Source organism: Arthrobacter sp. NPDC057259, from assembly GCF_042668995.1.
Lineage (GTDB): Bacteria > Actinomycetota > Actinomycetes > Actinomycetales > Micrococcaceae > Arthrobacter.
In genome coordinates this window covers 14,071-37,906 of record NZ_JBHUYA010000006.1, presented here as the reverse complement: position 1 = coordinate 37,906, position 23,836 = coordinate 14,071, and the positions used below count along the sequence as shown (strand labels likewise).

General features: G+C 70.6%; 26 protein-coding genes and 3 tRNA genes. 9 read left to right on the top strand and 20 right to left on the bottom strand.

Annotation, left to right across the window (positions count from 1 at the left end; translation table 11 throughout):
- Positions 1 to 11: 11 nt before the first annotated feature.
- Positions 12 to 947: a hypothetical protein gene (locus ACFUCU_RS11005; RefSeq protein WP_377972595.1), complete on the top strand. Its 936-nt coding sequence runs from the start codon at positions 12 to 14 to the stop codon at positions 945 to 947.
- 36 nt (positions 948 to 983) lie between these two features.
- Here ACFUCU_RS11005 and ACFUCU_RS11000 read toward each other — a convergent pair whose 3' ends face one another.
- The 14 genes from ACFUCU_RS11000 to ACFUCU_RS10935 all read right to left on the bottom strand — a co-directional run bounded on the left by ACFUCU_RS11000 (position 984) and on the right by ACFUCU_RS10935 (position 9,227).
- On the bottom strand, positions 984 to 2,042 hold the full coding sequence (locus ACFUCU_RS11000) for a LacI family DNA-binding transcriptional regulator (protein WP_377972593.1): 1,059 nt from the start codon (positions 2,040 to 2,042) through the stop codon (positions 984 to 986).
- Between the two features lie 149 nt (positions 2,043 to 2,191).
- Entirely contained in the window at positions 2,192 to 2,446 is a 255-nt protein-coding gene (locus ACFUCU_RS10995; RefSeq protein WP_364136252.1) for a hypothetical protein, read from the bottom strand.
- A 19-nt stretch (positions 2,447 to 2,465) separates the two neighbouring features.
- Positions 2,466 to 3,356 (bottom strand): carbohydrate ABC transporter permease, encoded by an 891-nt coding sequence (locus ACFUCU_RS10990; protein WP_290256842.1) that lies wholly within the window; start codon positions 3,354 to 3,356, stop codon positions 2,466 to 2,468.
- Positions 3,353 to 4,393: a carbohydrate ABC transporter permease gene (locus ACFUCU_RS10985; RefSeq protein ID WP_290256843.1), complete on the bottom strand. Its 1,041-nt coding sequence runs from the start codon at positions 4,391 to 4,393 to the stop codon at positions 3,353 to 3,355. The genes ACFUCU_RS10990 and ACFUCU_RS10985 overlap by 4 nt, the downstream gene beginning before the upstream one ends.
- A gap of 6 nt (positions 4,394 to 4,399) precedes the next feature.
- A complete protein-coding gene (locus ACFUCU_RS10980; protein ID WP_377972591.1) occupies positions 4,400 to 5,692 on the bottom strand; it encodes an ABC transporter substrate-binding protein in 1,293 nt (430 codons plus the stop codon).
- A gap of 142 nt (positions 5,693 to 5,834) precedes the next feature.
- Positions 5,835 to 6,446, bottom strand: coding sequence for a hypothetical protein (locus ACFUCU_RS10975; protein WP_377972589.1), 612 nt, complete (start codon positions 6,444 to 6,446; stop codon positions 5,835 to 5,837).
- Positions 6,443 to 7,069, bottom strand: a complete 627-nt coding sequence (locus ACFUCU_RS10970) for a DUF6286 domain-containing protein (RefSeq protein ID WP_377972872.1) — start codon at positions 7,067 to 7,069, stop codon at positions 6,443 to 6,445. Before ACFUCU_RS10970 ends, ACFUCU_RS10975 begins: the two co-directional genes overlap by 4 nt.
- A 38-nt stretch (positions 7,070 to 7,107) precedes the next feature.
- Positions 7,108 to 7,476: a hypothetical protein gene (locus ACFUCU_RS10965; RefSeq protein WP_377972588.1), complete on the bottom strand. Its 369-nt coding sequence runs from the start codon at positions 7,474 to 7,476 to the stop codon at positions 7,108 to 7,110.
- On the bottom strand, positions 7,473 to 7,664 hold the full coding sequence (locus ACFUCU_RS10960) for a hypothetical protein (RefSeq protein WP_377972586.1): 192 nt from the start codon (positions 7,662 to 7,664) through the stop codon (positions 7,473 to 7,475). The genes ACFUCU_RS10965 and ACFUCU_RS10960 overlap by 4 nt, the downstream gene beginning before the upstream one ends.
- The gene (locus ACFUCU_RS10955; RefSeq protein ID WP_377972584.1) at positions 7,661 to 8,119 is read right to left on the bottom strand and encodes an Asp23/Gls24 family envelope stress response protein; all 459 of its coding nucleotides are present in this window, start codon (positions 8,117 to 8,119) and stop codon (positions 7,661 to 7,663) included. Before ACFUCU_RS10955 ends, ACFUCU_RS10960 begins: the two co-directional genes overlap by 4 nt.
- Positions 8,120 to 8,199: 80 nt before the next feature.
- Complete coding sequence (locus ACFUCU_RS10950) at positions 8,200 to 8,664, bottom strand: hypothetical protein (protein ID WP_377972583.1); 465 nt, start codon at positions 8,662 to 8,664, stop codon at positions 8,200 to 8,202.
- A 180-nt stretch (positions 8,665 to 8,844) separates the two neighbouring features.
- Positions 8,845 to 8,920: transfer RNA gene (locus ACFUCU_RS10945), tRNA-Phe, on the bottom strand.
- Between the two features lie 48 nt (positions 8,921 to 8,968).
- Positions 8,969 to 9,042 (bottom strand) — tRNA-Asp (locus ACFUCU_RS10940).
- Positions 9,043 to 9,154: 112 nt separating this feature from the next.
- Positions 9,155 to 9,227, bottom strand: a tRNA-Glu gene (locus ACFUCU_RS10935).
- A 194-nt stretch (positions 9,228 to 9,421) separates the two neighbouring features.
- On the opposite strand from ACFUCU_RS10935, the gene ACFUCU_RS10930 reads away from it, so the two are divergent.
- Entirely contained in the window at positions 9,422 to 10,456 is a 1,035-nt protein-coding gene (locus ACFUCU_RS10930) for a PHP domain-containing protein (RefSeq protein WP_377972581.1), read from the top strand.
- A gap of 19 nt (positions 10,457 to 10,475) precedes the next feature.
- On the opposite strand, the gene ACFUCU_RS10925 is transcribed toward ACFUCU_RS10930, so the two are convergent.
- The gene (locus ACFUCU_RS10925) at positions 10,476 to 11,078 is read right to left on the bottom strand and encodes a LysE/ArgO family amino acid transporter (protein ID WP_377972579.1); all 603 of its coding nucleotides are present in this window, start codon (positions 11,076 to 11,078) and stop codon (positions 10,476 to 10,478) included.
- Positions 11,079 to 11,146: 68 nt separating this feature from the next.
- Here ACFUCU_RS10925 and ACFUCU_RS10920 point away from each other — a divergent pair, with 68 nt between their 5' ends.
- The 4 genes from ACFUCU_RS10920 (at position 11,147) to ACFUCU_RS10905 (ending at position 15,210) form a co-directional block, all read left to right on the top strand.
- Positions 11,147 to 12,028 carry an ArgP/LysG family DNA-binding transcriptional regulator gene (locus ACFUCU_RS10920; protein ID WP_377972577.1) on the top strand — a complete coding sequence of 294 codons (882 nt, stop codon included), beginning with the start codon at positions 11,147 to 11,149 and terminating at the stop codon, positions 12,026 to 12,028.
- An 89-nt stretch (positions 12,029 to 12,117) separates the two neighbouring features.
- Positions 12,118 to 13,110, top strand: coding sequence for a DMT family transporter (locus tag ACFUCU_RS10915; protein WP_377972575.1), 993 nt, complete (start codon positions 12,118 to 12,120; stop codon positions 13,108 to 13,110).
- Between the two features lie 9 nt (positions 13,111 to 13,119).
- Positions 13,120 to 13,554, top strand: coding sequence for a metallopeptidase family protein (locus ACFUCU_RS10910; RefSeq protein WP_377972574.1), 435 nt, complete (start codon positions 13,120 to 13,122; stop codon positions 13,552 to 13,554).
- Between the two features lie 195 nt (positions 13,555 to 13,749).
- A complete protein-coding gene (locus ACFUCU_RS10905) occupies positions 13,750 to 15,210 on the top strand; it encodes a C40 family peptidase (protein WP_377972572.1) in 1,461 nt (486 codons plus the stop codon).
- Between the two features lie 13 nt (positions 15,211 to 15,223).
- On the opposite strand, the gene ACFUCU_RS10900 is transcribed toward ACFUCU_RS10905, so the two are convergent.
- The 4 genes from ACFUCU_RS10900 to ACFUCU_RS10885 form a co-directional block, all read right to left on the bottom strand.
- The gene (locus tag ACFUCU_RS10900) at positions 15,224 to 15,973 is read right to left on the bottom strand and encodes an ABC transporter permease (RefSeq protein ID WP_377972871.1); all 750 of its coding nucleotides are present in this window, start codon (positions 15,971 to 15,973) and stop codon (positions 15,224 to 15,226) included.
- Positions 15,974 to 16,145: 172 nt separating this feature from the next.
- Positions 16,146 to 17,120: an ATP-binding cassette domain-containing protein gene (locus tag ACFUCU_RS10895; protein WP_377972571.1), complete on the bottom strand. Its 975-nt coding sequence runs from the start codon at positions 17,118 to 17,120 to the stop codon at positions 16,146 to 16,148.
- Between the two features lie 80 nt (positions 17,121 to 17,200).
- On the bottom strand, positions 17,201 to 18,337 hold the full coding sequence (locus ACFUCU_RS10890) for an outer membrane lipoprotein carrier protein LolA (RefSeq protein WP_377972569.1): 1,137 nt from the start codon (positions 18,335 to 18,337) through the stop codon (positions 17,201 to 17,203).
- A 66-nt stretch (positions 18,338 to 18,403) separates the two neighbouring features.
- Entirely contained in the window at positions 18,404 to 19,441 is a 1,038-nt protein-coding gene (locus ACFUCU_RS10885; RefSeq protein WP_364136219.1) for a universal stress protein, read from the bottom strand.
- Positions 19,442 to 19,748: 307 nt separating this feature from the next.
- Here ACFUCU_RS10885 and ACFUCU_RS10880 point away from each other — a divergent pair, with 307 nt between their 5' ends.
- On the top strand, positions 19,749 to 20,420 hold the full coding sequence (locus ACFUCU_RS10880; RefSeq protein ID WP_377972567.1) for an FAD-binding protein: 672 nt from the start codon (positions 19,749 to 19,751) through the stop codon (positions 20,418 to 20,420).
- A 25-nt stretch (positions 20,421 to 20,445) separates the two neighbouring features.
- Here ACFUCU_RS10880 and ACFUCU_RS10875 read toward each other — a convergent pair whose 3' ends face one another.
- On the bottom strand, positions 20,446 to 21,081 hold the full coding sequence (locus ACFUCU_RS10875) for a copper resistance protein CopC (protein ID WP_377972565.1): 636 nt from the start codon (positions 21,079 to 21,081) through the stop codon (positions 20,446 to 20,448).
- Positions 21,082 to 21,194: 113 nt separating this feature from the next.
- Between ACFUCU_RS10875 and ACFUCU_RS10870 the strand changes: the two genes are divergently transcribed.
- The gene (locus ACFUCU_RS10870) at positions 21,195 to 22,637 is read left to right on the top strand and encodes an NCS2 family permease (protein ID WP_290256863.1); all 1,443 of its coding nucleotides are present in this window, start codon (positions 21,195 to 21,197) and stop codon (positions 22,635 to 22,637) included.
- A 170-nt stretch (positions 22,638 to 22,807) separates the two neighbouring features.
- Positions 22,808 to 23,800, top strand: coding sequence for a formimidoylglutamase (gene hutG, locus ACFUCU_RS10865; protein WP_377972564.1), 993 nt, complete (start codon positions 22,808 to 22,810; stop codon positions 23,798 to 23,800).
- Positions 23,801 to 23,836: the final 36 nt, after the last annotated feature.

Below are 23,836 nucleotides of genomic sequence, written 5' to 3'. Positions count from 1 at the left end.
GCGGGACAGCGATGACGGGCAACCTCTACCGCGGCCAGGCCGGGTTGCCGTTCTCCTCGGCGCTACGCGTCTACGAGCCCTTGGAGGCCTTCCCCGCCGCGCAGCGCGAGGCCCTGCAGCAAGCCGGCGAGCGGGGCGAGACCCGTGCGGCGGTGGAAAACGCCGAACTGCAGGCCTCCCTGGGGCGGATCACCCGGGCCGACGGGGATCCCTTCCCCACCGGGCAGACGGACCTGGTGCGCGTGCTGGCGGTCACCGCCTCCGGTGCCGCGCCCCGCGGCGCCGGGAGCCTCGACGGCGGCGCCGCGGCCGCCTCCGCCGCCTCGGCTCCACACTCCGCGACGGCGCCGGCGCGGCTGCTGTACTGCCCCAGCCAGCTGGTGCTGCGGGCCGGCCTCGCCGCGAACGCCCTGATGGAAGGCATCCACGGCCCGCTGGCCCAGCTGCTGATCCCGGAGGACGTCCGCGACCGGCACCAGGAAAGGATCGACCAGGTCAAGGCCCGCGAGGGCTCGGCCCGCGTGCACACCCGGGCCTCCACCTGGGGTATCCCGTTCAGCTGGTTCTGCCTGTTCCAGGAATCCGATCCCACCGACGTCGTCGAAGCCGACGGGCGGATCGTCACCGTGCGGATCCGGGCGTCCCTGGCCGCGGCCACGGACCGGGCACGGACCGCCGTCGCGCACCTGGCGCTGGCCGCCCCGGAACTGGACATGCTCGAAGACCTGACCCAGCTGACCGAATGGCTGGAGCTGTTCCACCCGGACTCGGTAGTGGAGCTGGACTACGGCGCCGTGGCGGACAAGGTCTACCCGGACGAATCGCCCTTGGATGTGCGGCTGGGTATCGAGTGCCTGGCCGAGGGGGACATGACCGGCGCCGCCGCGGCCTACCGGCGGCTGGCCTCGCGCTGGATCCCGATCCGGCAGCTGGCCCGCGCCTCCTAGCGGCAGGGCAACACGTCCGGACCCGGTTCCAGCGCCCTACGCCGTCGCGCGGGGCGGCGCCGTCGACGTCCGGACGATCAGCGCGTGCGGCGCCACCGTGGAGCGCACCGCCCCGGCCACGCCGTCGAGCTCGTCCAGCAGCATGCGGGTGGCGAGCTCGGCCTGGTCGTCCGGGTGCTGGGCGACGGTGGTGAGCCCGACGCTGGCGGAGAATTCGTGATCATCGATGCCCACCACGGAGAGGTCCTCGGGGATCCGGACGCCGGCCTGGTTCGCGGCAAACATCAGGCCCATGGCCATCTCGTCGCTGGCGCAGAAGACGGCGGTGGGCTTGGGGCCGGGGCGGTGCCACAGCCGCTGGAAGGCTTCCTGGCCGCTGCGGACGGTGAAGTCACCCCATTCGTCCCATTCGGACCGGACCGGCAGGCCGGCCTCGGCCATGACGTCGTGGAAGGCCCGGATGCGGACCCGGGGAACATCGAAGTTGAGGTCGGTCTCGTCGTCGCCGTGCAGCAGCGCGATGTCGCGGTGGCCGATGTCGATCAGGTGCCGCACCGCGGTGGAGGCTGCGGCGTAGTCGTCGATCCCGATGTAAGGGCAGCCCTCCACGTGGCCGCCCACCACCACCAGCGGGATGTCGATCTTCTGGAGATGGTCCAGTTCGTCCTCGCTGAGCGCCATACAGAGCACCAGCAGCGCGTCGATCTGCTTGTAGACCATGGTTTTGCTGAAGAGCCGCTCGCGCCGGCTGCCGTGGCCGCCAAGGTTGAACAGCGAGAGGTTGTACTGTCGGCCGTGGAGTTCGCGGTCCGCGCCCTCGATGGCCTTGGAGAAGAACCAACGGCTGACGAAGGGGGCGAGGACACCGATGGTGCGGGTACGGCCCGTGGCCAGGCCCGACGCCGAGGACGACGCCACGTAGCCGAGGGTCTCGGCGATATCCAGGATCTTCTCCCGGGTGGCGGGCGAGACGCGGGGCAGGCCGCGGACGGCGCGGGAGACGGTGGCGGTGGAGACGCCGGCCGCGGCCGCGACGTCCTCAATGCTGACGCCGGTATGGCCGCCGCGCTGCGCCCTGTCTGTTGTCCGTCCCACCATTTCCCCTTGTCGTCCGGCCGCGCGGGCGTCCGGCGGGGCAGCCTCGCGGCTGCCCGTTTCAATTCTTGATCCTGCGCGCTGCCGGGCAGGCTCCTGAAGCGGCTCCCGGACCGGGTCCGGGGTCCGGCTGCGTGTCAGCGCCGGGGTCAGCGCCGGCGGGAGCCGGTGCGCTCCGGCAGCCGCCGGCGCAGCCGTACCATTCCGTACAGCGCCAGCAGCGTCACTAGCAGGCCCAGCGCCCAGCCGAGGGCCGGCTGGGCGGTCACCTCCATCCAGACGGTGACCGCCAGCAGGACCACGGCCCAGAAACCAAGGAACCCGATGATGATGTCGAAGTCCTCGCCGGAGCGGACGCGGCGGTTGGCGCCGCGAACCTGACCCTGGTTTCCGGGCGTTGCCATCAGGACCCCGTTCCCGGGATCACTTGACCGCGCCGGCGGTGAGGCCGGCGACGATCTTGCGCTGGAACACCAGCACCAGAATCACGAGCGGAATCGTGACGATGGTGCCGGCGGCCATGATGGCCGTGTATGGGATCTGGTTCGGCTGGGCCCCGGCGAAGCTCGCGATCGCGACGGTGACCGGCTGGGTCGCGTCGGACGAGAGCTGGCTGGCGATCAGGAATTCATTCCAGGAGGAGATGAACGCCAGGATCGCCGTAGTGAAGATGGCCGGTGCCGCGAGCGGCATGATCACCTTCCGGAACGCCTGTCCCTGCGTGCAGCCGTCCACCCGGGCCGATTCCTCGAGCTCCCACGGCATTTCGCGGAAGAACGAGGTCATGGTGTAGACGGTCAGCGGCAGCACGAACGAGATGTTCGGGATGATCAGCGCCTGGTAGGTACCCATCCAGCCGATGTTGGTGAACAGCTGGAACAGCGGGGTAATGAGGGCCACGCCGGGGAACATCGAGGCGCCCAGGATGAAGCCCAGGACCAGGAATTTGAACCGGAAATTCAGCCGGGCCAGGGCGTAGGCCGCGAACACGCCGATCAACAGGGACACCACGGTGACGACGACGCCGATGAACACGCTGTTCAGCAGGGCCTGGCCGAAGTGGTTGCCGAACGAGGTGTCGAACGCGGTATTGAAGTTATCCAGCGTCACGTGCGAGGGCAGGATCGAGGTGTCGTAGGTGAACCCGACCTCGCGGAAGGCCGTCACCACCATCCAGTAGGCCGGAGCCAGGCACCAGATGAGGATCACCGCGGCGCTGATGTACGTCCGGCCCTGGGCCCACTTCTCCCGGTTCTGCGCTGCCCGGCGCCCGCGGTCCTGCTGGGCGCGGAGCTCGGTTGCGGCGGCGGTCATTTCTTCCCCCTCGAGGCGCCGGTCTGCTGCTCAACCACGTTGGCTCCGAGGAACCGGACGAAGATGAACGCGACCAGGAAAATGATGATGAAGGTGATCGTTGACAGCGCTGCAGCCACATTGAAGCCCTGCCTGATCTGGTTGATCACCAGGATGGACAGCGTTGTGGTGTTGTTCGCGCCGCCGGTGAGGATGTACGGCAGGTCGAACATGCGCAGCGCGTCGAGCGTACGGAACAGGATCGCCACCATCAGCGCCGGGCGGACCAGCGGCAGGGTGATCATCCGGAACCGCTGCCAGGCAGTGGCACCGTCCACCTTCGCCGCCTCGTACACCTCGGCGGGGATCATCTGCAGGCCCGCCAGGATCAGCAGTGCCATGAACGGCGTCGTCTTCCAGACGTCGGCGATGATAACCGCCCACTTGGCCGGCCACTCGCTGCCGGTCCAGAGGATGGTGGTGTTGAACAGCTTGTTGGCAATGCCCTCGAACGCGAAGATGAACAGCCAGAGCTTGGCGGTCACGGCCGTCGGGATGGCCCACGGGACCAGGACGGCGGCGCGGACCAGGCTGCGGCCCTTGAAGGTGCGGGCCATGATCATGGCCATCCAGAAACCGAGGACGGTTTCCAGGGCCACCGTCACCACCGTGAAGAAGAAGGTGGTGGCGGTCGCGGACCAGAACTGCGAGCCCAGGGTACCGGGCGGGCAGGCCACGGTTCCGCCGTTGGGCGCGGAGCACTGCTGAGCGATCCAGTTGACGTAGTTGCTGAAACCGGCCGGGCCGCCCTCGGTGAAGAGGCCGGTGGCCGGGTCCAGGCCGGCGTCGGCCTGGAAGGACATCACGATGGCGCTGATGATCGGATAAACGATCACGACGGAGAGCGCCAGGATGGTGGGGGCGAGCAACCACGAAGCCCACTTGCCCTGGCTCGCGATGACGTTGTCCTCCCCCACGCCCTTCTTCGGGGCCCGCTGCGGGGCGGCCCCGCCCGACGCCGGTTTCTTAACCGGCGTCGGGCCTAGTTCGGTTGCCATGATGGACTACTTTGACTGGGTTTCGATGGACTTCTGCATGTCGGACAGTGCTGCGTCAACAGCCTTCTCGCCCTTGATGGCCGAGTATGCGTTGTCCTGGATGGCCTTGCTGACGGCCGGGTAGAACGGGGTCACGGGGCGCGGGACGGCGTTCTCGATGGAGGTCTTCAGCACCGGCAGGTACGGCAGCTTGGCGACTAGGTCCTTGTCGTCGTACAGCTTGGTCAGGACCGGGGCCAGCGAACCCTGGGTGGCGAAGAACTTCTGGGTTTCTTCGGTGGTGAGGAACTTCATGAAGTCCAGCGCAGTGGCCTTGTTCTTGGAGTAGACGCTCATGCCGGCGCTGTGGCCGCCGAGGGAGGAGGCGCCGGGGCCGGACTTACCCGGAAGGGCGGTCATGCCCAGGACGTCCTTGACCTTGGAGGAACCTTCGGTGGTGGCCAGGTTGTAAACGTAGGGCCAGTTGCGCAGGAAGAGCAGCTTGCCGTCCTGGAATGCCTGGCGGGATTCCTCTTCCTTGTACGTGATGGCTTCCTTCGGGATGTTGCCGTCTGCGTAGGCCTTGGCCAGGTTGCTGAGGCCGGCCTTGGCATCATCCGTGGTCAGGCTCGGCTTGCCGTCCTTGTCCAGGACGGAGCCGCCGGCGGAGTTGATCGCCTCGGAGGCGTTCACCGTCAGGCCCTCGTACTTGGAGAACTGGCCGGCGTAGCAGCCCATGTTGTTGGACTTGGCGATCGAGCACATGCTCATCATCTCGTCCCAGGTCTTCGGCGGGGTGGGCACCAGGTCTTTGCGGTAGTACAGGATGCCGCCGTCGGAGGATTCGGGGGCCGCGTAGAGGGTGCCCTTATAGGAGGCGGCGTCGAGGGTCGGCTTCAGCATGCCTGAGGTGTCCAGCGCCATCTTGTCCTTGAGCGGCTGCAGCCAGCCCTTGGCGGCGAATTCCGCGGTCCAGACGACGTCGACGCTGACCACGTCGTAGTTGGCGTTCTTGGCCTGGAAGTTCTGGACCAGGTCATCATGCTGCTGGTCTGCCTGGTCGGTCTGCTCCTTGAACGTGACCTTCTCGTTCGGGTGCGCCGCGTTCCACTTCTCGATCAGCGGGCGGACGACGTTGCTGTTGTCCTTGCCCTGGACGTACGTGATGGGACCCCGGCCGTCCATGTTTGCGGCCGCGTCACCGCCACCCGAGTTGCCGCCTCCGCCGCCGCTGGAGCTGCCGCCGCCACCGCAGGCGGACAGGGAGAGGGCCAGCACACCGGCCGCGGCCACGGGAAGTAGATACTTACGGGTTTTCATACAGGTGCTCCTCGCTGAGTACCGGTGGAACCGGTGATGCATTCATGTGGTACCGATCACAGTAATCAGCCTTACCAATAAAATGCAAGCGTTTACATCGCGAGTTGAGGAAGAGTTTCACGAACGCGACACGAAGCAGGGGTCAGCGCACCCGTTCGGCTCGGCCGAACCTGGAGCGGGCCCCGGAGCCGATGTGGATGAGCACCGGGGTGCGCCGTCCGATCACCGCGTCCAGCGCTTCCACCAGCGCCGAAACCTCGGCCGCGAGGAGGTGGGGGGCGACACCTTGACGGGGCTGGACCCGGATTCGGAGGCCGGGCCGGCCCCTGAAGTCGTAGGTCGCCACGGTGGCGCCGGCCAGGTCGGGGCGGCCGGCGAGGGCGGCTCGGAGCGCCTGCTCGGCCACGCCGCCGCCGATCCGGACGTAGCCGGGGACCTCACCGGCGTCGTCCTCGGCCACGAGGATGTTGGAGCGGCCCTTGCCCTGCTGCGCCAGCCACGCCACCATCGCCACGATCACGGCCATGAGCAGGAGGACCATCACGATCCAGAGCCAGCTCTCGGACTGGCCGGGGATCCGCGTGCTCTCGGACAGGGTCCGGATGTTCGCCCAGGCGCCGGATGACCAGCCCTGCCACCAGGCGGCGACGGCGGGCACAGCGGCCAGCAGGACCAGCAGCAGCCCGACCGCCAGCAACAGAAGGCCGAAGATGCCTGCCAGGATCCGGTTCAGGACGCGGGGGGTGCCGTTCATGCGCCGATCACCCCCGAGGAGGCCACGTTGACCCGGACGGCGGGCATCGGTTCGGGCGCCATGTCGCGCAGTTCGGCCTCGACCGCGGCCTGGACGTCCCCGGCACTCAGCGGGACACCGGAGGTGGGCCGGACATTGACCTGGACCTCGCGGCGGGAGACCACCACCATCACCTGTTCCTGGGTCACGTTGGCAGCCAGACGGGCGCGCCGGGCAAGGGCGGAGGCGATCACCTCGTCGTCCACGACGACGGCGGCGCGCGGGTCCGCGAGGACGTGCCGGGCGCGGCGGCCCGGCAGGACGGCGGCCATGACGAAGCATGCGCCCGCGGCCAGCAGGATGGCCCCCACGATGCCCAGCAGGACCGGCGGGACCCCGGCGGGCAGGGCGGTGACCTGGTCCGCCGCGGTCTCCGGGTCGATCAGCCAGGGCGGCTGGCCCACGGCGCGCACCGCCGTTTCCAGCAGCGCGTAACCGCAGACGGCGATCACCAGGATGGCCGCCACCACGGCGGCACCGGCGCGGGAGGAGGTGGTCTCGCGAGCCAGGATCCGCTGCCTGCCGGCCTCGCCGGGGGAATCGGGATTGGTAAAGGTTGAGGGGTTTCCGGGCCGCTCGGGCAGGGGGCCCGGCGGGACGTCGTTCCGCTGCGCTGCGTGTGTCACCTAACCCGCCCTCCGTCGGTGATGGTGGCGCCGCTGATGCGGATGTCTACGCGGCTCAGCTGCGCGCCGCTGAGCTCCGTGACCCGGCGCAGGATCTGCGCCTTGGCCGCGACGGCACGGTCCTGGATGGGTCCGCCGAAGGACGCCACCCGGGACGGGTCGCGTAGCACGCTGGTCAGCGACGGGATGGCGATGGGGGTGACGAGCGAGAGGGCCAGCAGGCCGTCGTCGTCGGTCCAGTCAGCGCGCACGTCCTGCGCCGGGACGCCCAGCGCCTCGGCCGCCGCGGCGCGCGCCACCGACGTCAGCGCCTGGGTGTTGATCCGGTTGTGTCCGGCCAGCTGCCGCCCGGTGGCCACGCTCATGAGGAGGAGCGCCGGCCGGTGATGGCGTCGAGGACGCCGCGCAGGTCCAGTTTCCCTTCCGCCGCGCGGCCCAGCAGCCCGCCGATCGCCATGAAGAACAGGGAGCCCAGGAAGCCCCAGGCGCCGAACGCGAAGGACATGAAGGCCAGGAACGCTCCGGCGGCGATGCCGGCGATGGTGGGACTCATTGCAGGACCTCCCGGGTGGGACGCGCCTCCGCGGCCGCCGGCTTGGGCGGGCCCGGGACAAACACGTCGTGGATTTCGACATTGACCTCGATGACCTGCAGGCCGACGAGCTCTTCCACGGCGGCGTACACCGCGGCGCGGATTTGGTCTGCCAGCGGGTGCAGGGGCGTGCCGTAGAGGGCCACCAGGTCGATGTCCACGGCCACCTGGGTCTCGCCCACCTCGGCGCGTACGCCCGCGGCGTGGTCGACACTGCCTACCGCGTCGCGGATGGCACCCAGGGCACGGGACGGGCCGCTGCCCAGCGAGTAGACGCCGGGCACAGAGCGGGCGGCGATCCCGGCGACCTTGGCGACGGCGGTCTCGGAAATAACGGTGCGGCCGGAGGCGGCGGCCGCGGCGGCCGGAACCAGCGCGCCGTCGGCAGCGGCCGGGTGGGAATCCTGGTGGTCCATGGGGCACTCCCTTCTCTTTTCCACCACCCTAGCCCGTGGGGCCGACGATGGGGATGAGGCGGGAGGATCCGGCCGCCGGGCTACTTGCAGTTGGCGGCGATCCAGCCGGTGACGGGGGCCATGGCGGCCTGGAATTTGCCACTGCTGTACACGGTCTGGTCGCTCAGGCCGGCCACGGCCACCTGGTTCAGCTTGCTGAAGGCGGCCTTGAGGCTGTCCGGCACGCGCTCCGCGGTCCGGCTCAGCTCCGCCTTGTACTGCTCCAGCTCGGCCGTCTTGCCCTGCGCGGCGGACATCGGCAGCAGCGAGGCGCCGGTGGCCTGCTCGGAGATGGTCTTGCAGGCCTCGGCGGCCGACGGGAAGTCGCCCCACGGGCCGGAGGAGGCGGTGGCGCTGGACGTTGCGGTGGCAGAGGCCGTGGCCGGCGCGGGAGCGGACGACGCCGGGGCGGCGTCTTCGGGGGCCGAGCAGGCGGTCAACGCCAGGGCGGAGACGACGGCGGCGAGGGTCAGCGGGCGGGCAACGGCGGGCAGGATGTTCTTCACGGTCACTCTTCTGGTCGAGATTGCGCCACGGGGTCCGCAGGACCGGCCGTGGCCTTGGCGTTCTTCCCCAGCGTGCGAGTCTAGCCCGGGGTCCCGGCGTGTCCCCAAACGGGCGCCCCGGCCCTGGAATGGGCTTAAAAGAAGAAAAGCACCAGTCCGAAACGGACTGATGCTTCCCAGTGGTGGCTCCGACCGGCGTCGATCCGGTGACCTTTCGATTTTCAGTCGAACGCTCTACCAACTGAGCTACAGAGCCTAGGTGACATGTCACCATGACCGCCGGAATTTCTTCTGGCAACCAAAGCGACCCTGACGGGACTTGAACCCGCGACCTCCGCCGTGACAGGGCGGCGCGCTAACCAACTGCGCTACAGGGCCTTGCGTGTGCTGCTTATTACTGCGTTTTCTTGCCTGTGCCGTATCGCTACCGCACTTTTTCAAGGACTCTAGCTTACCAGACTTTTTTACCCGGTTTGACCAGCTCCCTGCGTACCCCCAACGGGATTCGAACCCGTGCCGCCGCCGTGAAAGGGCGGTGTCCTAGGCCGCTAGACGATGGGGGCCAGGACGCCGTCCGGCAAACCATTGATGCCGGGACAAAAGCCACACGCCGAAGCCGTGATTCCTGCGCCCGCCGGGTTCCTCCGAACTGGACCTCTAAAACTATAGGGCCAAGTTCCAGAAACTCCAAAATCGGTTGCCCAATCCGGGAATAAGCTCTGGACAGGGCCCGCCGGGGTGTGTGGATGATGGTCGGATGGACGCCGTCGCAGCCCTCAACGAGATCGCTTTCTGGCTGGAGCGCGAGCTCGCCGGGACGTACAAGGTGCAGGCCTTCCGGAAGGCGGCGGGCGCCGTCGCAGGCCTCTCCCCCGAAGAGCTCGCGGCCCGACGGGCGGACGGCCGGCTGAAGCGGATGAAGGGCATCGGCGACCGGACGTTTGAGGTGATCGCCCAGGCGGTGGACGGCCGGGTGCCCGACTACCTCGCCGACTTGAGGGAACGCGGCGCAACTCCGCTGGCCGAGGGCGGCCGCGAGTTGGCGGCCCGGCTGCGCGGGGACCTGCACAGCCACAGCAACTGGTCCGACGGCGGATCCCCAATCGAGGAAATGCTGGACGCGGCCCGCACCCTGGGCCGGGAGTACCTCGCCCTGACGGATCATTCGCCGAACCTCAAGGTGGCCAACGGCCTGAGCCCGGAGCGGCTGGGCGAGCAGCTGGACCTGTTGCCGGGGATCGAGGCGGACCAGGACGACGACGGCCGGGTGCGGACCCGCCTGCTGGCCGGCATCGAGGTGGACATCCTGGAGGACGGGACCCTTGACCAGAGCCCGGAACTGCTGGGCCGGCTGGACATGGTGGTGGCCAGTGTCCATTCGAAGCTCCGGGCGGACACCCGGACCATGACCGCCCGGATGCTCGGGGGTATCCGGGACCCGCACACCCGGATCCTGGGTCACTGCACCGGCCGGCTGCTCTCCGGATCACGGGGGACGCGGCCGCCGTCGGACTTCGACGCAAAGGCCATCTTCGCAGCGTGCGCCGACCACGGCGTGGCCGTGGAGATCAACTCCCGCCCCGAACGCCAGGACCCGCCGGATGAGCTGGTCCAGCTGGCCCTCGAGGCCGGCTGCTTGTTCAGCATCGACAGCGACGCGCACGCCCCGGGCCAGCTGGACTTCCTCCAGTACGGCGCGGAGCGGGCGGAGAGCAACGGGGTCCCCGCGGACCGGATCATCACCACCTGGCCGGTGGAACGGCTTCTGGAGTGGGCCGGGCGGGGGCGGTAGCGGACCGCCGCCCCGAACCTTAGGCCAGGAGGGCCACCGCCAGGGCCACCATGACGACGGCGACGCACGCGTCCAGCACCCGCCATGCGCCGCGGCGCCGGAAGAGCGGCGCGAGGTACCGCGCGCCGACGCCCAGGGCGGTGAACCAGAGGATGCTGCCCAGGCCGGCGCCGGCGCCGAACCACCACCGGCCGGGATCGCCCTGCGCCGCGGCGAGCGAGCCAAGCAGCAGCACGGTGTCGAGATACACGTGCGGGTTGAGCCAGGTGAAGGCCAGGCAGGCGCCCAGGATCGCCAGCCGCGGCCTGGGCTGGCCGCCGCCGGAAATCTCCATCCGCTCGCCCCGGAATGCGCGCCGTGCCGCCATCAGCCCGTAGGCCAGGAGGAACGCGGCCCCGGCCCACCGGATCACGGTGATGGCGGCGGGCGCCCGGTCCAGCAGGACCCCGATCCCGGCGACGCCGGCCAGGATCAGCACCAGGTCCGAGAGGGCGCACACGGCCACCACCAGGCCCACATGCGAGCGCTGGATGCCTTGCCGGAGGACGAAGACATTCTGCGCGCCGATGGCGACAATAAGGGAGAGCCCGGCGGACAGACCGGTGAGCAGCGGAAGGATCACCCTGCCACCGTAGGCCGCGCGGAAGATTCAAACCATTTAATGATTCTGCGGCAACATAAGCTGGGCTAATGATCGATATCACGCCGGAGCAGGCCCGCACGCTGGCGGCCATCGTGGCCGAGGGGAGCTTCGAGGCGGCCGCCGACGAGCTATCCGTCACAGGCTCCGCCGTGAGCCAGCGGATCCGCGCCCTGGAGACCGCCGTCGGACGGCCCGTGCTCACCCGGGCCCGGCCGCCGGTGCTGACCGACGCCGGCCACGTGGTGGTGCGCTACGCCCGGCGGCTGGAACTGCTCACCGCGGACTTGGCCGAGGAAATCCAGCCGGCCGGGCCCCATACCGCCCCAAGGCTGACACTGGTGATCAACAGCGATTCCCTGCACACGTGGGCGCTGCCGGGAGTGGTGGCGGCCGGTACCGCCGCCCGGCTGGAGATCCTGCGCGAGGACCAGGAACATTCACTCGACCTGCTCCGGTCCGGGGCGGCCGCCGCGGCCGTGACCGCCACCGCTGAGCCCGTGCCCGGCTGCACCTCCCGGCGGCTCGGCACCATGCGGTACCTGGCGGCCTCCACCCCGGACTTTGCCCGCCGCTGGTTCCCGGACGGAGTCTCCGCTGATGCCCTGGGCCAGGCGCCGATGCTGGCCTTCGACCGCAAGGACGACCTCCAGGACCGGTGGCTGGCCTCGATGCAGGCCTCCGGATCCCGGCCGCCGCGGCACTACATCCCCGCCGCGCAGGAGTTCGCCGACGCCATCCGGCAGGGCCTGGGCTGGGGCCTGATGCCGGACCTGGAGCTGGACGGGGACCTCCGGTCCGGCCGCCTCGGCCTGCTCTCCCCCAGGACCCCGGTGGACGTGACCCTCTACTGGCAGCAGTGGCGGCAGGGGTCCGCCGCCCTGACCGGGGTCGCGGACGCCATCCGGGCCGCCGCCAGCGTGCTGCACTGAGCGGCTACCACCCGGGCCTGGCAGGAACTCGACGAGACGTGGCCGATTTCCGCCAGCCGGGCCGCTCCGGCGGGAGCTAGATTGGCACTATGGCAACAACGGCCGGCAACGGCACTGGACTCCCCCAGCACAGCAACCTCACGGCACCCGCGGATCCCGCCCTCCCCGAGCCCCCGCACACCCCGGGCACGCCGCCCGCCGTCAGCGGCCGCGGCATTGCCGCCGTCGTCGTCACCGTGCTGCTGTGGGCGTCGGCCTTCGTGGGAATCCGCGCCGTCGGCCCCAGCTTCTCCCCCGGCAGCCTCACCCTGGGCCGGCTGGCCGTGGCCGTCGTCGCGCTGGGCGTGGTGGTGCTGCCCCAGCTGCGCCGCACCGGCATCATCCCGCGGGGCCGCGAATGGTGGCCCATCCTGGCCTACGGGGTGATGTGGTTCGGCGGCTACAACGTGGCCCTCAACGCCGCCGAGCACCTCCTTGACGCCGGGACGGCCGCGCTGCTGATCAACGTCAACCCGATCCTGGTGGCGGTGATGGCGGGGATCATCCTCAAGGAAGGCTTCCCGCGCTGGCTGATCATCGGCAGCCTGGTGGCCTTCGGCGGTGTCGCGGTGATCGCGCTCGGTTCCGGGCAGCAGTCGAAGGGGGACGTGGCCGGCGTGCTGCTCTGCCTGCTGGCCGCCGCCCTCGCCGCCGTCAGCGTCATCATCCAGAAGCCGGTGCTGCGCAAGGTCCCCGCCGCCCAGGCCACCTGGTTCGGCATCCTCGTGGGCGCGCTGTGCTGCCTGCCGTTCGCCGGCCAGCTCGTCACGGAGGTCCAGGCCGCCCCGCTGCCGGCCACCTTGGGTCTGGTCTATCTCGGCGTCTTCCCCACCGCCATCGCGTTCACCACCTGGGCCTATGCGCTGTCCCTGATCGACGCCGGCCGCCTGGCCGCCACCACCTACCTGGTGCCGGGCACCACCATCCTCATTTCCTGGCTGCTGCTGGGTGAGATCCCCACCGTGTGGGGACTGGTGGGCGGCGTGATCTGCCTGGCGGGCGTCGCGCTGACCCGCCGCCGGTCACGTCCGCGCCCGGCGTAGGGTTTTCCCATGACCGCTTCCCTGCCGCCCGGACTGCCGATCGTACCCGCCGGAAACGACGACGACGGCGGCGCCGGGTTCTCGATGTCGGCGGACGACTTCGAGACGGCGGTCACTGACGCCCTGGACCGGATCCCCCCGCGGCTGGCCGCGACGATGAACAATGTGGCCGTCTTTATCGAAGACGACTACGTCCCGCAGCCCGGCGAGGACCCGGAGACGGTCCTGTTGGGCCTCTACGAGGGCGTGCCCCTGACCGAGCGGGACTCCTGGTGGGACGCAGGATCGCTGCCGGACCGGATCACCATCTACCGCGGCCCCATCCTGGATCTCTGCGCCTCCCGCGAGGAGGTGGTGCACGAGGTCACGGTCACGGTGGTGCACGAGATCGCCCACCACTTTGGCATCGACGACGCGCGGCTGCATGAGCTCGGCTGGGGCTGAGCCGATGCCGCGACACGCCGGAGCAATCGCTCCCGAATGACACTCGTGTTGTTTATGTTATTCATGTGACCTCTGTTGCCAAAGTGGTTTTTGGCACGTAGCCTCAAGCCTGCTGGGCGATCCGCAGAGGGTCTTTTTTCGTTGCCATCACTCCTCCCCTCGCTCGCGCCAGCCTGACTGCAGCGAGGTTTTCCCATGATCTGGTCCGGAACCGGCGGCAGGGCCGCGGCCCTGTGTACCGCCGTCGTCCTCTTGGGTGCCGCCGCGCTCCCGGCGCACGCGGCCACAGCCGCCCCGGCCACCGTCCAGCGGGTCCCCGCCTCGCCCGAGCTGCCGTCCCCCGAGGAGATCGCCGCCGCGAAGTCCGACGCCGCCGCTGCCGCCGCCGAGGTGGACCGGATCGACGGCCTCCTTGCCGACGCCTCCGTGGCCCGCGACACCGGCATGGCCGCCTCCCTGGCCGCCAACAACGCCTACACCGACGCGCTGGTGCAGCTGCAGATCCGCAAGGATGCCGCCGCGCTGGCGGACGCGAAGGCCTCCGCCGCGGAGGCCGAGCAGGCCAAGGCCCGCAAGGTCATCGGGCAGCTCGCCGGCGACCTGTACCGCAACGGCGGCATGACTCCGGGCCTGGGCAGCCTGATGGGCGGCAACGGCGAGACCCTGCAGCAGGCCGCCACACTGGAATCCGTCGCGGCCAGCCGCACCCGGGCGTTCCAGGCCGCGGAAACCGCCGCCGCGGCAGCAGCCTCCACCAAGGACGCCGCCGCCGAGGCCGGCCGCGCGGCCGATGACGCCGCGGCCACCGCGGAATCCCGCAAGTCCGACGCCGAGCGGGCCAACACCGAGCGACAGCGGGCCGTGACCGAGGCCGCGGCGCAGAAGACCGTGCTGGTGGGCCAGCTCGCCACCCTCCGCAACACCACCGTCGCCCTCGAGACCGAGCGGGTGGACGGGCTGGAACGCCAGCGCCAGGAGGCGCAGCTGGCCGCGGTGACGGCAGCGGCGGCCAGGGCCCCGCAGCCGGGACCGGCGGGCACCGCCCCGTCCGCGCCGCAGGCGTCGGCGCCGCAGTCCGGGAACCAGCCGGCCGGCACCACCGGAAACACCCAGTTGAACTCTCCGGCGGCTCAACAGCCCGCACCCGCCCAGCCCGCTCCGGCCCAGCCGGCACCGCCGGCCGCCGCGCCGGCGCCGGTCGCGCCCGCACCGGTCCAGCCGGCTCCCGTCCAGCCCGCCCCGGAACAGCCGGCCCCCGCGCCGGTCCTGCCGCCGTCCACCGGCGGCTCCAACCAGGTGGCGATCTCCTCGGCCCTGGCCAAGGTGGGCGCGCCCTACTTCTACCAGTACGGCGGCACGGGAGCCTACGGCTTCGACTGCTCAGGGCTGGTCCAGAACGCCTTCGCCGCCGCCGGCAAACGCCTCCCGCGCACCGCGGCGGACCAGTTCGCCCAGGCGCCGGTGAAGGTTCCGCTCTCCGCCGCCCAGCCGGGCGACCTGCTGGTCTGGGGCTCCGCCCCAGGCTTCTACCACGTGGCCATTTACATGGGCGGCGGCCGGGTGGTCCAGGCCCTGAACCCGGACGCCGGGATCACCGTCACGGACATCGCCGCGATGTCCGGCATGCAGCTCTACCCTTACGCGGCCCGCTACTGACGCGGTCCGGGCGTCAGGACAGGACGTCCTTGGTGGCGAACCGGGCGTAGGCCAAGGCGCCGAACACCGCCACATACCCGGCCTGAAGCAACGCGTTGGCGCCGAACGAATCCCAGCCGACCGGCTGCCGGAGCAGGTCGGCGAAGTCCAGCCAGCGGTGGCTGAGCAGCCAGGGATGGAGCCAGTCCAGCTGCGGCAGCGCGTCAGCCACCTGCGAGACCACGGCCAGGACCACGGTGGCCGCCATAGCCCCGACCGGCACGTCGGTGAGGGAAGAAACGAACAGCCCGACGGCGGAGAGCCCCAGCAGGGACACCGCCAGATACGCGGCGATCAGGAGCAGCCGGCCCACCGCCTCGGCGACGCCGATGGTGTCCCCGGAGAGCAGCGTCACCGGCCCCACCGGGAAGAGCAAGGCGCCGATCCCCGCGCCGGCCAGGGCGACGGCGGCGGGGGCGGCGACGGCGAACGCCGCCGCGGCAAGGTACTTCACCAGCACCAGGCGGCCGCGTCCGGCCGGGGCCGCCAGCAGGTACCGCAGGGTGCCCTGGCCGGCCTCGCCGGCGAGGGTGTCCCCGGCCACCACGCCCACCGTAAGCGGCAGGAACAACGGGACGGCCACGACCATGGCCGTGATCCCGACGAACAGTCCGTTCTGGCTGATCCGGTCCAGGAAGGCGGGGCCGCGGCCCGGCGGCACGGCAGAGGAGAGCCTGACGGCGACGGCGATCAGGACCGGGATCGCCGCGAGCGCCAGCAGCATGGCCCAGGTACGCCGGCGGCGGAACAGCACGGCCAGCTCCGAGCCGAGCAGCCGGAGCACCGGCACGGGCCTGGTCGATGCGGACGGCCGGGGCGTTGTCCGGGGCTGGCGCTCGGACCGGGATTGGTCCGCGGGCCCCGATTCGGATGCAGGCGTCTCCCGCGGCGCCGGTTCAGCGGGCGACATCGAAGCCCTCCCCGGTCAGTTCCACGAAGCGGTCCTCCAGGCTGCCCTGCTCCACCGCGAAGCCCCGCACCCTGACGCCCGCGGCCACCAGGGCGGAGACCAGATCTTCCGGCGGGGGCTGCGGCGCCACGGCCGGGCTTTCCGGCAGCGGCGCGGTGACTTCCCCGTCCTGTCCGGCCGCGGCGGCAAGGCCCAGGCCGCGGAGGACCCGGACGGCGTCGTCCGGGTCGGGAGTACGCAGCCGCACCCGTGCGTGGCCGTCCTGCCGGAGCTGCGCCAGCGTCCCCTGGGCCACCACGCGTCCTGCGCTCATGATTGCGGCGTGCGTGCAGATTTGTTCCACCTCGGCCAGTAGGTGGCTGGAGACGAAGACGGTGGTGCCGTCCGCGGCGAGGGACCGCACGAGGTGCCGCACCTCGCGGGTACCCTGCGGGTCCAGGCCGTTGGTGGGCTCGTCCAGGACCAGGAGCTCGCGCGGGGCCAGCAGCGCGTTGGCGATGCCCAGCCGCTGCTTCATGCCCAGGGAGTAGGCCTTGACCGGCTTGTCCGCGGCGTGGGTCAGTCCCACCCGCTCCAGTGCCCGATGGACCCGGGCGTGCCGGGTCCGGGTCGGGGCCTCGGGGTCCGCTGCGTCGAACCGCAGCAGGTTCGCCGTGCCCGAGAGGAACGGGTAGAAGGCCGGGCCCTCCACCAGGGCGCCGACTCGTGGGAGCACGGACCTCAACTGCCGCGGCATCTCCTCGCCCAGGACGTGGACGGTTCCGGCGGAGGCCGCCGCCAGGCCCAGCAGGATCCGGATGGTGGTGGTCTTCCCCGAGCCGTTGGGGCCGAGGAACCCGAAGACGGAGCCCGTCGGGACGGCCAGGTCGACGCCGTCGACCGCCAGCTGGCGGCCGAACCGTTTACTCAGGCCGAGGGTCTCGATGCTGAGGCCGGACGGCCCGGGACCCGGTTCCGCCACACGCCCAGGGGCCGCCGCACTCCCCGGAGGCGTCTCCCGCACCGGGGAGACGGGGTTCCCGGCACGCCCGGAGCGGTCGGTCACTGGCCGCCGGCCGCGGCCTGCAGCCGCGCCAGCGGCACGGACCCCAGGAACACCCGTCCGTCGTCGAGAATCAGTACATTCAGCAGTGCCGTGGACAACAGCCGGCCACCCGCCACGGGGACCGCGGCCTGTTGGAGCAGGGCCGCCGCATTGCCGGGCGTGGCACCGGCGGCGCCGGATGCCGGGGGCGTCAGGGTGCCGGCGGGCAGTTCCAGCACGGAATCCCAGCCGCTGCCGCTGACCTTGCGCTTCCCAGCCTGCGGGTCCTTGCCGGTTCCGGACGGCTTTTTGGCGGCCTGGCCGGAGTGATCCTTCCCGGAGGGATCCCGGGCGGGAAGTTCCTTGACACCGGCGCCGGCCGGCGGGGTGAACTGGAAGATTCCGGCGTCCGGGGCCGTCAGCGAGATGGCACTGAACGCCACCCGGAAGGCGGGGTCCGCCTGGCCGCGGGCCTTCAGTTCCACGCCCAGCGGCAGCCCCGTCTGGCCGTCCACCATGATCGCCGCCGAGGCCATCAGCGTGTCCGGGCTCTTCGGGGTGAGGACCAGCTGGTAGGCAGAGCGGCCGGCGACGTCGACGTCCGGCGCGACGGCCACATCGCTGGTGGGTTCGAGCGCGGCCAGGAGCTTCGCTGCCAGCGCATCCGGCGTGGGGACCGCCCCGGCGTCGGTCCCGGATCCGGCGCCCTTGCCCATGCCCTGGTGTCCGGCGTCGGCGGGGATGACGGCGTGGGCGGCGGAGTTGTCCTTGGAGGAGTAGAGCCAGAGGTCGTTGCCGCTGCGGATGACGTCGCGTTCGGCGAGCCGGTCCAGCACCTGCACGCGGAGGTTCTCGGTTCCGTTGCGGTAGACGCGCGCCGTGTGCGGTCCGGTCAGCAGCTCGAGCCAGGCGGTCTCCGGGGAGCTTCCCGGCCCGGTGGTGGGCAGCTGTGGCAGGCCCAGGCTGGAGGCTTGGTCCAGCGTGCCGGAGAACGCGGCCTGGTGTTGCCCGGCCATGAGGGCGATCACCTCGGCCGGGGTCTTCGATGGCAGCGGATCCTTGGCGCTGGCCGGGACGGAGCCCGCCAGGACTCCGGCGGCGATCACGGCGGGGACGACGGCGGCTGGCATCCAGCGCAGCCACGTGCGGGTCATGACGACCGCGCTCCTGCATGGCAGTTCATGTATTAACTCTACGCCCGCCGGTGACGGGCATCACGCTCAGGAGCGGCCGAGCACCGGCCCGAAGTTGGCCCGGTCCGCCAGGCGCGGATCCTCCCGGTCCGGGACCACCATGACCGGTCCCTTGGTGTGGTGCAGGATGCCGTCCGAAGTCGAGCCCAGGAGCATTCCGGCAAAGCCGCCGCGGCCGCGGGTGCCCACCACCACCAGCTCCACGTGGCGGCTGGCTTCGACCAGGACGTCCACCGGCGAGCCGTCCACCAGGCTGGTCTCCACCTCCAGGTTGGGGAAGTGGCTCTTCACCCAGGCGACGCCGGCGTCGAGCTGGACCCGGATGTCGGCGAACAGGGCCTCCCGGTCCATCGGGGCGGGAACCCAGGCGAGCGAGCCGCTGTACTGCGGCACGGCGCAGACAATCCGCAGCTTCGCGGCGAGCCGCTCCGCCTCGGCGGCGGCCTCAAGGACGGCCACCCGGGCCTGGTCGGAACCGTCGACGCCCACCACCACGACGTTCTCCACCGGCTGGTGGCCCGACTTCTCGCGCTCCGCCCGGACGTGCCGGTCCTCGGTGGTCTCGCCCAGCCGGTCGCCGCAGACCAGCGGCACGGTCACGGTGGGGCACTTGGCGTGGGCGGGCAGGGCACTGCTGACCGACCCGAGCAGCCGGCCGACGAATCCGCCCCGGCCCCGGGTGCCGAAGACCAGCAGGTCCGCGGTCTCGGTCATCTCCAGCAGGACCCCGGAGGCGTCGCCGTTCTCCACCGAGGCGTCCACGTCGATCGAGTAGCCGGCCACCTTGTCCATGGCCTGCTTGAGGATGGCCTCGGCGCCCTCGCGGATGACGGAGTCGTCCACGGTGGCGTAGCCGCCGTCGAGTCCGGAGGCGGCGAAGACGGGCACCGAGTAGGCGGTGACGATGTGCAGCGGTTCCTGCCGTCGTTCGGCTTCCCTGGCCGCCCACACGAGGGCACAGTGGCTGTGCTCGGAGCCGTCGACGCCGACGACGATGCCGCGCACGGCGGGGCGTTCCCCGCCGGAATCGCCGTCGCGGTATGGGTGCGTCTGTTCCTCGGCCATGGGGTCCGCCTCCTCGCGAATGTGGCTGTGTTGCGGCTATTCTGCCAGATCGCAGGGGCGGCGGCGCGCACCTCAGCGGACCGCAGCCGGACCGCCCGCATGCCCGCTCCCGGGCATTGCGTCAAAGTCTTTAACGCGGGTCTGTTCACGGTCAGAATTGTTGGGTATCCTCTGAGGCATTGCTGAACCGAGACTCGTCTTTCAGATCTGATCATCCCTCTGGGATGCCCTGTGGCGGGTCCGGAAAGCTGTCCGGGCACGGGCCCGGATCCGGCATTATTCGAGGAGGGACCCTGCAGTGTCGAGCATGCCTGTGAACGGCGGAATCGAACGGACCAGCACTGTGGTCATCGGTACGGGTCTGTCCGGTTTGGCGGTGGCCAGCGAGCTACAGCGCCGCGGCGTCGACGCCATTGTGGTGGACGGCCTGGACCTCCTCGGGGCCGGCAACCCGGCCAACACCTCGTCCCTCCAGCGCTGCGACGCGGCCGACGCGGCCACGCTGCGCGAACGCAACGAAATCCTCCGCCACCTCCGCAACTACGCCGCCAGCCACAACCTTGACGTCCGCGGCTCGGTCCGCGCCCTGCAGCTGGACCGGCTGATGGCCGACGGCGCCGGGGCGGGAACCGCCTGCCTGGCGGGCACCTCCGGTTCCGACTACGCCATGGCGCCGTCCCAGGGCTGGGCGGTCCGGACCCCGGGCGGAATCCTCTACGCAGACCACCTGGTGCTTACCCGCTGCGCGCACAGCCAGCTGCGGCGCATGCTGGTGGAGCTCGGCGTCGCCGTCGGCCAGAACCTGATGGCCGCCATGCACGCCCTCGGCATGTACCTCGTGGGCGTGGGTGAACTGATCACCCCGACGCCGAAGGAGGTGCTGCGGCAGGCCAAGGTCGTCGGCCAGGCCATCTCGGCCAAGGTGCACCCGGAGGGCCTGCCGTCCCTGCTCGGCGGCCGGCTGGCGCTGCCCGCCTGACCCGCTCGGCGACAACGAGACCGGGTTAGGCCCGGTCGTCGTCTCCGGCCTGCAGCCGGCGCTTCGCCATCAAGCCCAGTGCCACCAGGATGCCGATGGCGACGGCCACGAAGATCACGATGCTCCACGGAAACGGCTCCGATGCGTCCTTCACCGGCGTCGGGGCGATGGTCGTCCCTGGCTCGGCGGTGCCCATGGTCGGGACGGTGTTGGCGCCCGTGGACGCGCCCGCCGACGCTGCCGCTCCCGGAGCCGCGGCCGCCGCGGTGAAGCCGAAGGTTCCCTCGATCGGGTGTCCGTCGGAGCTGGCCACGCGCCACTGCACAGTGAACCGGCCGGCGGGAGCGCCCGGCTTCAGCGGTTGGGACGCGACGTTGTCCACGATCTGCACGTCGCCGTCCGCCCAGTTGGTGCCGCCGGCGTCGTTGACCTTGATCTGCGAGCCGATTGCCAGGGGGTGGTTGCTGAGGGTGATGGAGACCTTTTCCGGCGGGGCGGGCAGGCTGGCGTCGGCCGCCGGGCTGGTGGATTCCACCGAGTCGTGGGCGGACGCTGGCGCTGCCGCCAGGACGGTCTGCCCCAGCGCGGCCGCGACGAATAGCAGCACCGCGGTCAGGCAACGGATCAGGGCGGAAGCGGGAGTGTAGCGGTAAGAAGGCATGACGGAGCGACTCCTTGAGTGTTGGCTTCCTTACAGACTAGGCGAATCTGGCAGGTGGGCGCCGTCACTCCTAATAGGATTTAGCCAACACCCTTTTCCCTCCCGGAGGACCAATGCTTAAGCAGGGCTCTGCACTCGATCGGTATTTCAAGATTTCCGAACGGGGGTCGAACTTCTCCCGTGAAATCCGCGGCGGGTTCGCCACGTTCTTCGCCATGAGCTACATCGTGGTTCTCAACCCGCTGATCCTCTCGGGCGCGGACTCATCCGGCGGCACCCTCGGCTTCCCCGCCGTCGCCGCCGTCACGGCCTTTGTGGCCGGCATCCTGACCATCCTGATGGGCGCCTGGGCCAAGCACCCGTTCGCCCTGGCCACGGGCCTCGGCGTCAACGCCTTCGTGGCCGTCACGGTCGCCACCAACCCGGGCCTGACCTGGCCGGACATGATGGGCCTGGTGGTCCTCTCCGGCGTCACCATGCTGATCCTGGTCCTCACCGGCTTCCGGACCGCCGTGTTCAAGGCCGTCCCGGAGGGCCTCAAGACCGCGATCGTGGTGGGCATCGGCCTGTTCATCGCCCTGATCGGCCTGGTCAACGCCGGATTCGTCCGCCGCATCCCCGACGTCGCCGGTACGACCGTTCCCGTGGGCCTGGGCTTCGACGGCAAGCTGCTCGGCTGGCCCACCTTCGTCTTCGTCGTCGGCCTGATCCTGACCATCGCGCTGGTGGTCCGCAAGGTCAAGGGCGCCATCCTGATCGGCATCATCACCTCCACGATCCTCTCCGTGATCCTGGAATTCACCCTGCACATCGGCCCCAGCTTCGACGGCAAGAACTACAACCCGCAGGGCTGGTCCCTGGTGGCTCCGAAGTTCTCCGAGTGGGCCGCCCCCGACCTCTCTCTGATCGGCAAGGCCAACCCGTTCGGCGCCTTCGAGCACCTCGGCGTCGTCGCCGCCACCCTGCTGGCCTTCGTGATCCTGCTCAGCATCTTCTTCGACGCCATGGGCACCATGGTGGGCCTGGCCACCGAGGCCGGCACCATCGACAAGGACGGCAACATCCCCAACGTGGACCGCGTCCTGCAGATCGATGCCCTGGGCGCGATCGTGGGCGGCGGCGCGTCCGTCTCCTCCAACCAGATCTACGTCGAGTCCGGCGCAGGCATCGGCGAAGGCGCCCGTACGGGCCTGGCCTCCGTGGTCACCGGCCTGCTGTTCCTCGTGGCCATGTTCTTCACCCCGCTGATCAACCTGGTTCCGTTCGAGGCCGTGGCCCCCGCCCTGGTGGTGGTGGGCTTCATGATGGTCTCCCAGGTGGGCAAGATCGACTGGCAGGACTGGGGCATCGCGATCCCGGCCTTCCTGACCTTCACCCTCATGCCGTTCACCTACTCGATCGCCAACGGCCTGGGCGCCGGCTTTATCTCCTTCGTGCTGATCCGCCTCTTCCAGGGCCGGGCCCGCGAGATCCACCCGCTGATGTGGGCCGTGGCCGCCGCGTTCCTGCTGTTCTTTGGCATCGGCCCGATCGAGGCCGCGCTGGGCATCCACTAGGAGCCGCGTGCTCTTCCGGAGGGCACCCCGCCGCAGTGTTTCACCGCGGCGGGTTGCCCTCCGGCGTTTAAGCCCCGGGTTGTCCCGGGCGCCGGGCGATTTCCGGGATTCCGGACAGGACGACGGCGGGTGCGCTGGTTTTCCGCCGGCCGCTGCGGTGAGCTAGGAGCATGCCTCCCCTCTCCCCCGCTCCCGACGTCGCGCCCCAGCCCTGGTTCGGAAGGTTCGACGGCGACGGCCCCGAGCACCGCCGCTGGTGGCAGGCGGTCACGCCCTACCCGGCGGCCTCCCCGGAAGCCTCCCCGGACCGGGCAGGAGGCACCCCCACACCCACGTCCGGGGATTCCCGCGCCGCGGTCCTGCTCGGCTTCGCCAGCGACGCCGGCGTCCGGCGGAACAAGGGCCGCCCCGGCGCGGCCGCGGCCCCGGCCGCCCTCCGCGCCGCCCTCGGCCCCCTGGCTTTCCACTCCGGCCGGACCGTCCACGACGCCGGGGACATCACCGTCGAGGGGGATGAACTGGAGGCCGGGCAGGTCCGGGCCGGGCGGATCGTCAGCGGCCTGCTCGACGCCGGTGCGCTGCCGGTGGTGCTGGGCGGTGGCCACGAAACCGCCTTCGCCAGCTACCTGGGCATTGCCGGGAGCGGAGCGGTCCGGGACGGGCTCCGCGTGGGCGTGCTGAATCTGGACGCCCACTTCGACCTGCGGGACGAACCGGTCCCCAGCTCCGGCACCCCGTTCCTGCAGATGGTCCGCGCCGAAACGGCCGCGGGGCGCGCGCTGGAGTACGCCGTCGTCGGCATCTCCGAACCCAACAACACCGCCGCCCTGTTCCGCACCGCCGAACGCCTGGGCGTGGAGTACCTGCTGGACGAGGATTGCACCGCGGACGCCGCTGCGGCGTTCGTCGCCCGCTTCCTGGACCGCGTGGATGCGCTCTACCTGACGATCGATCTGGACGTGTTGCCCGCGTCGGTGGCGCCGGGGGTCAGCGCCCCGGCCGCCTACGGGGTGCCGCTGGCGGTGATCGCGGCAGTCTGCCGGCAGGTGGCGGCGAGCGGAAAGTTGTTGCACGTTGACGTCGCGGAGCTGAACCCGGAGTACGACGTCGATGCGCGCACCGCCAAGGTCGCCGCGCGGCTGATCGACACGCTGCTCCGCTGACGCCGGGGCGGGGCACTGCCGCGGGTGCCCCGGCCA

Coding starts and splice junctions, on each gene's coding strand:
- ACFUCU_RS10890 (WP_377972569.1), bottom strand. CDS start 18,337: ATGACCCGCACGTGGCTGCGCTGGATGCCAGCCGCCGTCGTCCCCGCC.
- ACFUCU_RS10920 (WP_377972577.1), top strand. CDS start 11,147: ATGATCGATATCACGCCGGAGCAGGCCCGCACGCTGGCGGCCATCGTG.
- ACFUCU_RS10955 (WP_377972584.1), bottom strand. CDS start 8,119: ATGGACCACCAGGATTCCCACCCGGCCGCTGCCGACGGCGCGCTGGTT.
- ACFUCU_RS10870 (WP_290256863.1), top strand. CDS start 21,195: ATGCTTAAGCAGGGCTCTGCACTCGATCGGTATTTCAAGATTTCCGAA.
- ACFUCU_RS10990 (WP_290256842.1), bottom strand. CDS start 3,356: ATGACCGCCGCCGCAACCGAGCTCCGCGCCCAGCAGGACCGCGGGCGC.
- ACFUCU_RS10930 (WP_377972581.1), top strand. CDS start 9,422: ATGGACGCCGTCGCAGCCCTCAACGAGATCGCTTTCTGGCTGGAGCGC.
- ACFUCU_RS11005 (WP_377972595.1), top strand. CDS start 12: ATGACGGGCAACCTCTACCGCGGCCAGGCCGGGTTGCCGTTCTCCTCG.
- ACFUCU_RS10880 (WP_377972567.1), top strand. CDS start 19,749: ATGCCTGTGAACGGCGGAATCGAACGGACCAGCACTGTGGTCATCGGT.
- ACFUCU_RS10965 (WP_377972588.1), bottom strand. CDS start 7,476: ATGAGCGTGGCCACCGGGCGGCAGCTGGCCGGACACAACCGGATCAAC.
- ACFUCU_RS10905 (WP_377972572.1), top strand. CDS start 13,750: ATGATCTGGTCCGGAACCGGCGGCAGGGCCGCGGCCCTGTGTACCGCC.
- ACFUCU_RS10900 (WP_377972871.1), bottom strand. CDS start 15,973: ATGCTGCTGGCGCTCGCGGCGATCCCGGTCCTGATCGCCGTCGCCGTC.
- ACFUCU_RS10915 (WP_377972575.1), top strand. CDS start 12,118: ATGGCAACAACGGCCGGCAACGGCACTGGACTCCCCCAGCACAGCAAC.
- ACFUCU_RS10980 (WP_377972591.1), bottom strand. CDS start 5,692: ATGAAAACCCGTAAGTATCTACTTCCCGTGGCCGCGGCCGGTGTGCTG.
- ACFUCU_RS10975 (WP_377972589.1), bottom strand. CDS start 6,446: ATGAACGGCACCCCCCGCGTCCTGAACCGGATCCTGGCAGGCATCTTC.
- ACFUCU_RS10985 (WP_290256843.1), bottom strand. CDS start 4,393: ATGGCAACCGAACTAGGCCCGACGCCGGTTAAGAAACCGGCGTCGGGC.
- ACFUCU_RS10910 (WP_377972574.1), top strand. CDS start 13,120: ATGACCGCTTCCCTGCCGCCCGGACTGCCGATCGTACCCGCCGGAAAC.
- ACFUCU_RS10960 (WP_377972586.1), bottom strand. CDS start 7,664: ATGAGTCCCACCATCGCCGGCATCGCCGCCGGAGCGTTCCTGGCCTTC.
- hutG (WP_377972564.1), top strand. CDS start 22,808: ATGCCTCCCCTCTCCCCCGCTCCCGACGTCGCGCCCCAGCCCTGGTTC.
- ACFUCU_RS10995 (WP_364136252.1), bottom strand. CDS start 2,446: ATGGCAACGCCCGGAAACCAGGGTCAGGTTCGCGGCGCCAACCGCCGC.
- ACFUCU_RS10875 (WP_377972565.1), bottom strand. CDS start 21,081: ATGCCTTCTTACCGCTACACTCCCGCTTCCGCCCTGATCCGTTGCCTG.
- ACFUCU_RS10885 (WP_364136219.1), bottom strand. CDS start 19,441: ATGGCCGAGGAACAGACGCACCCATACCGCGACGGCGATTCCGGCGGG.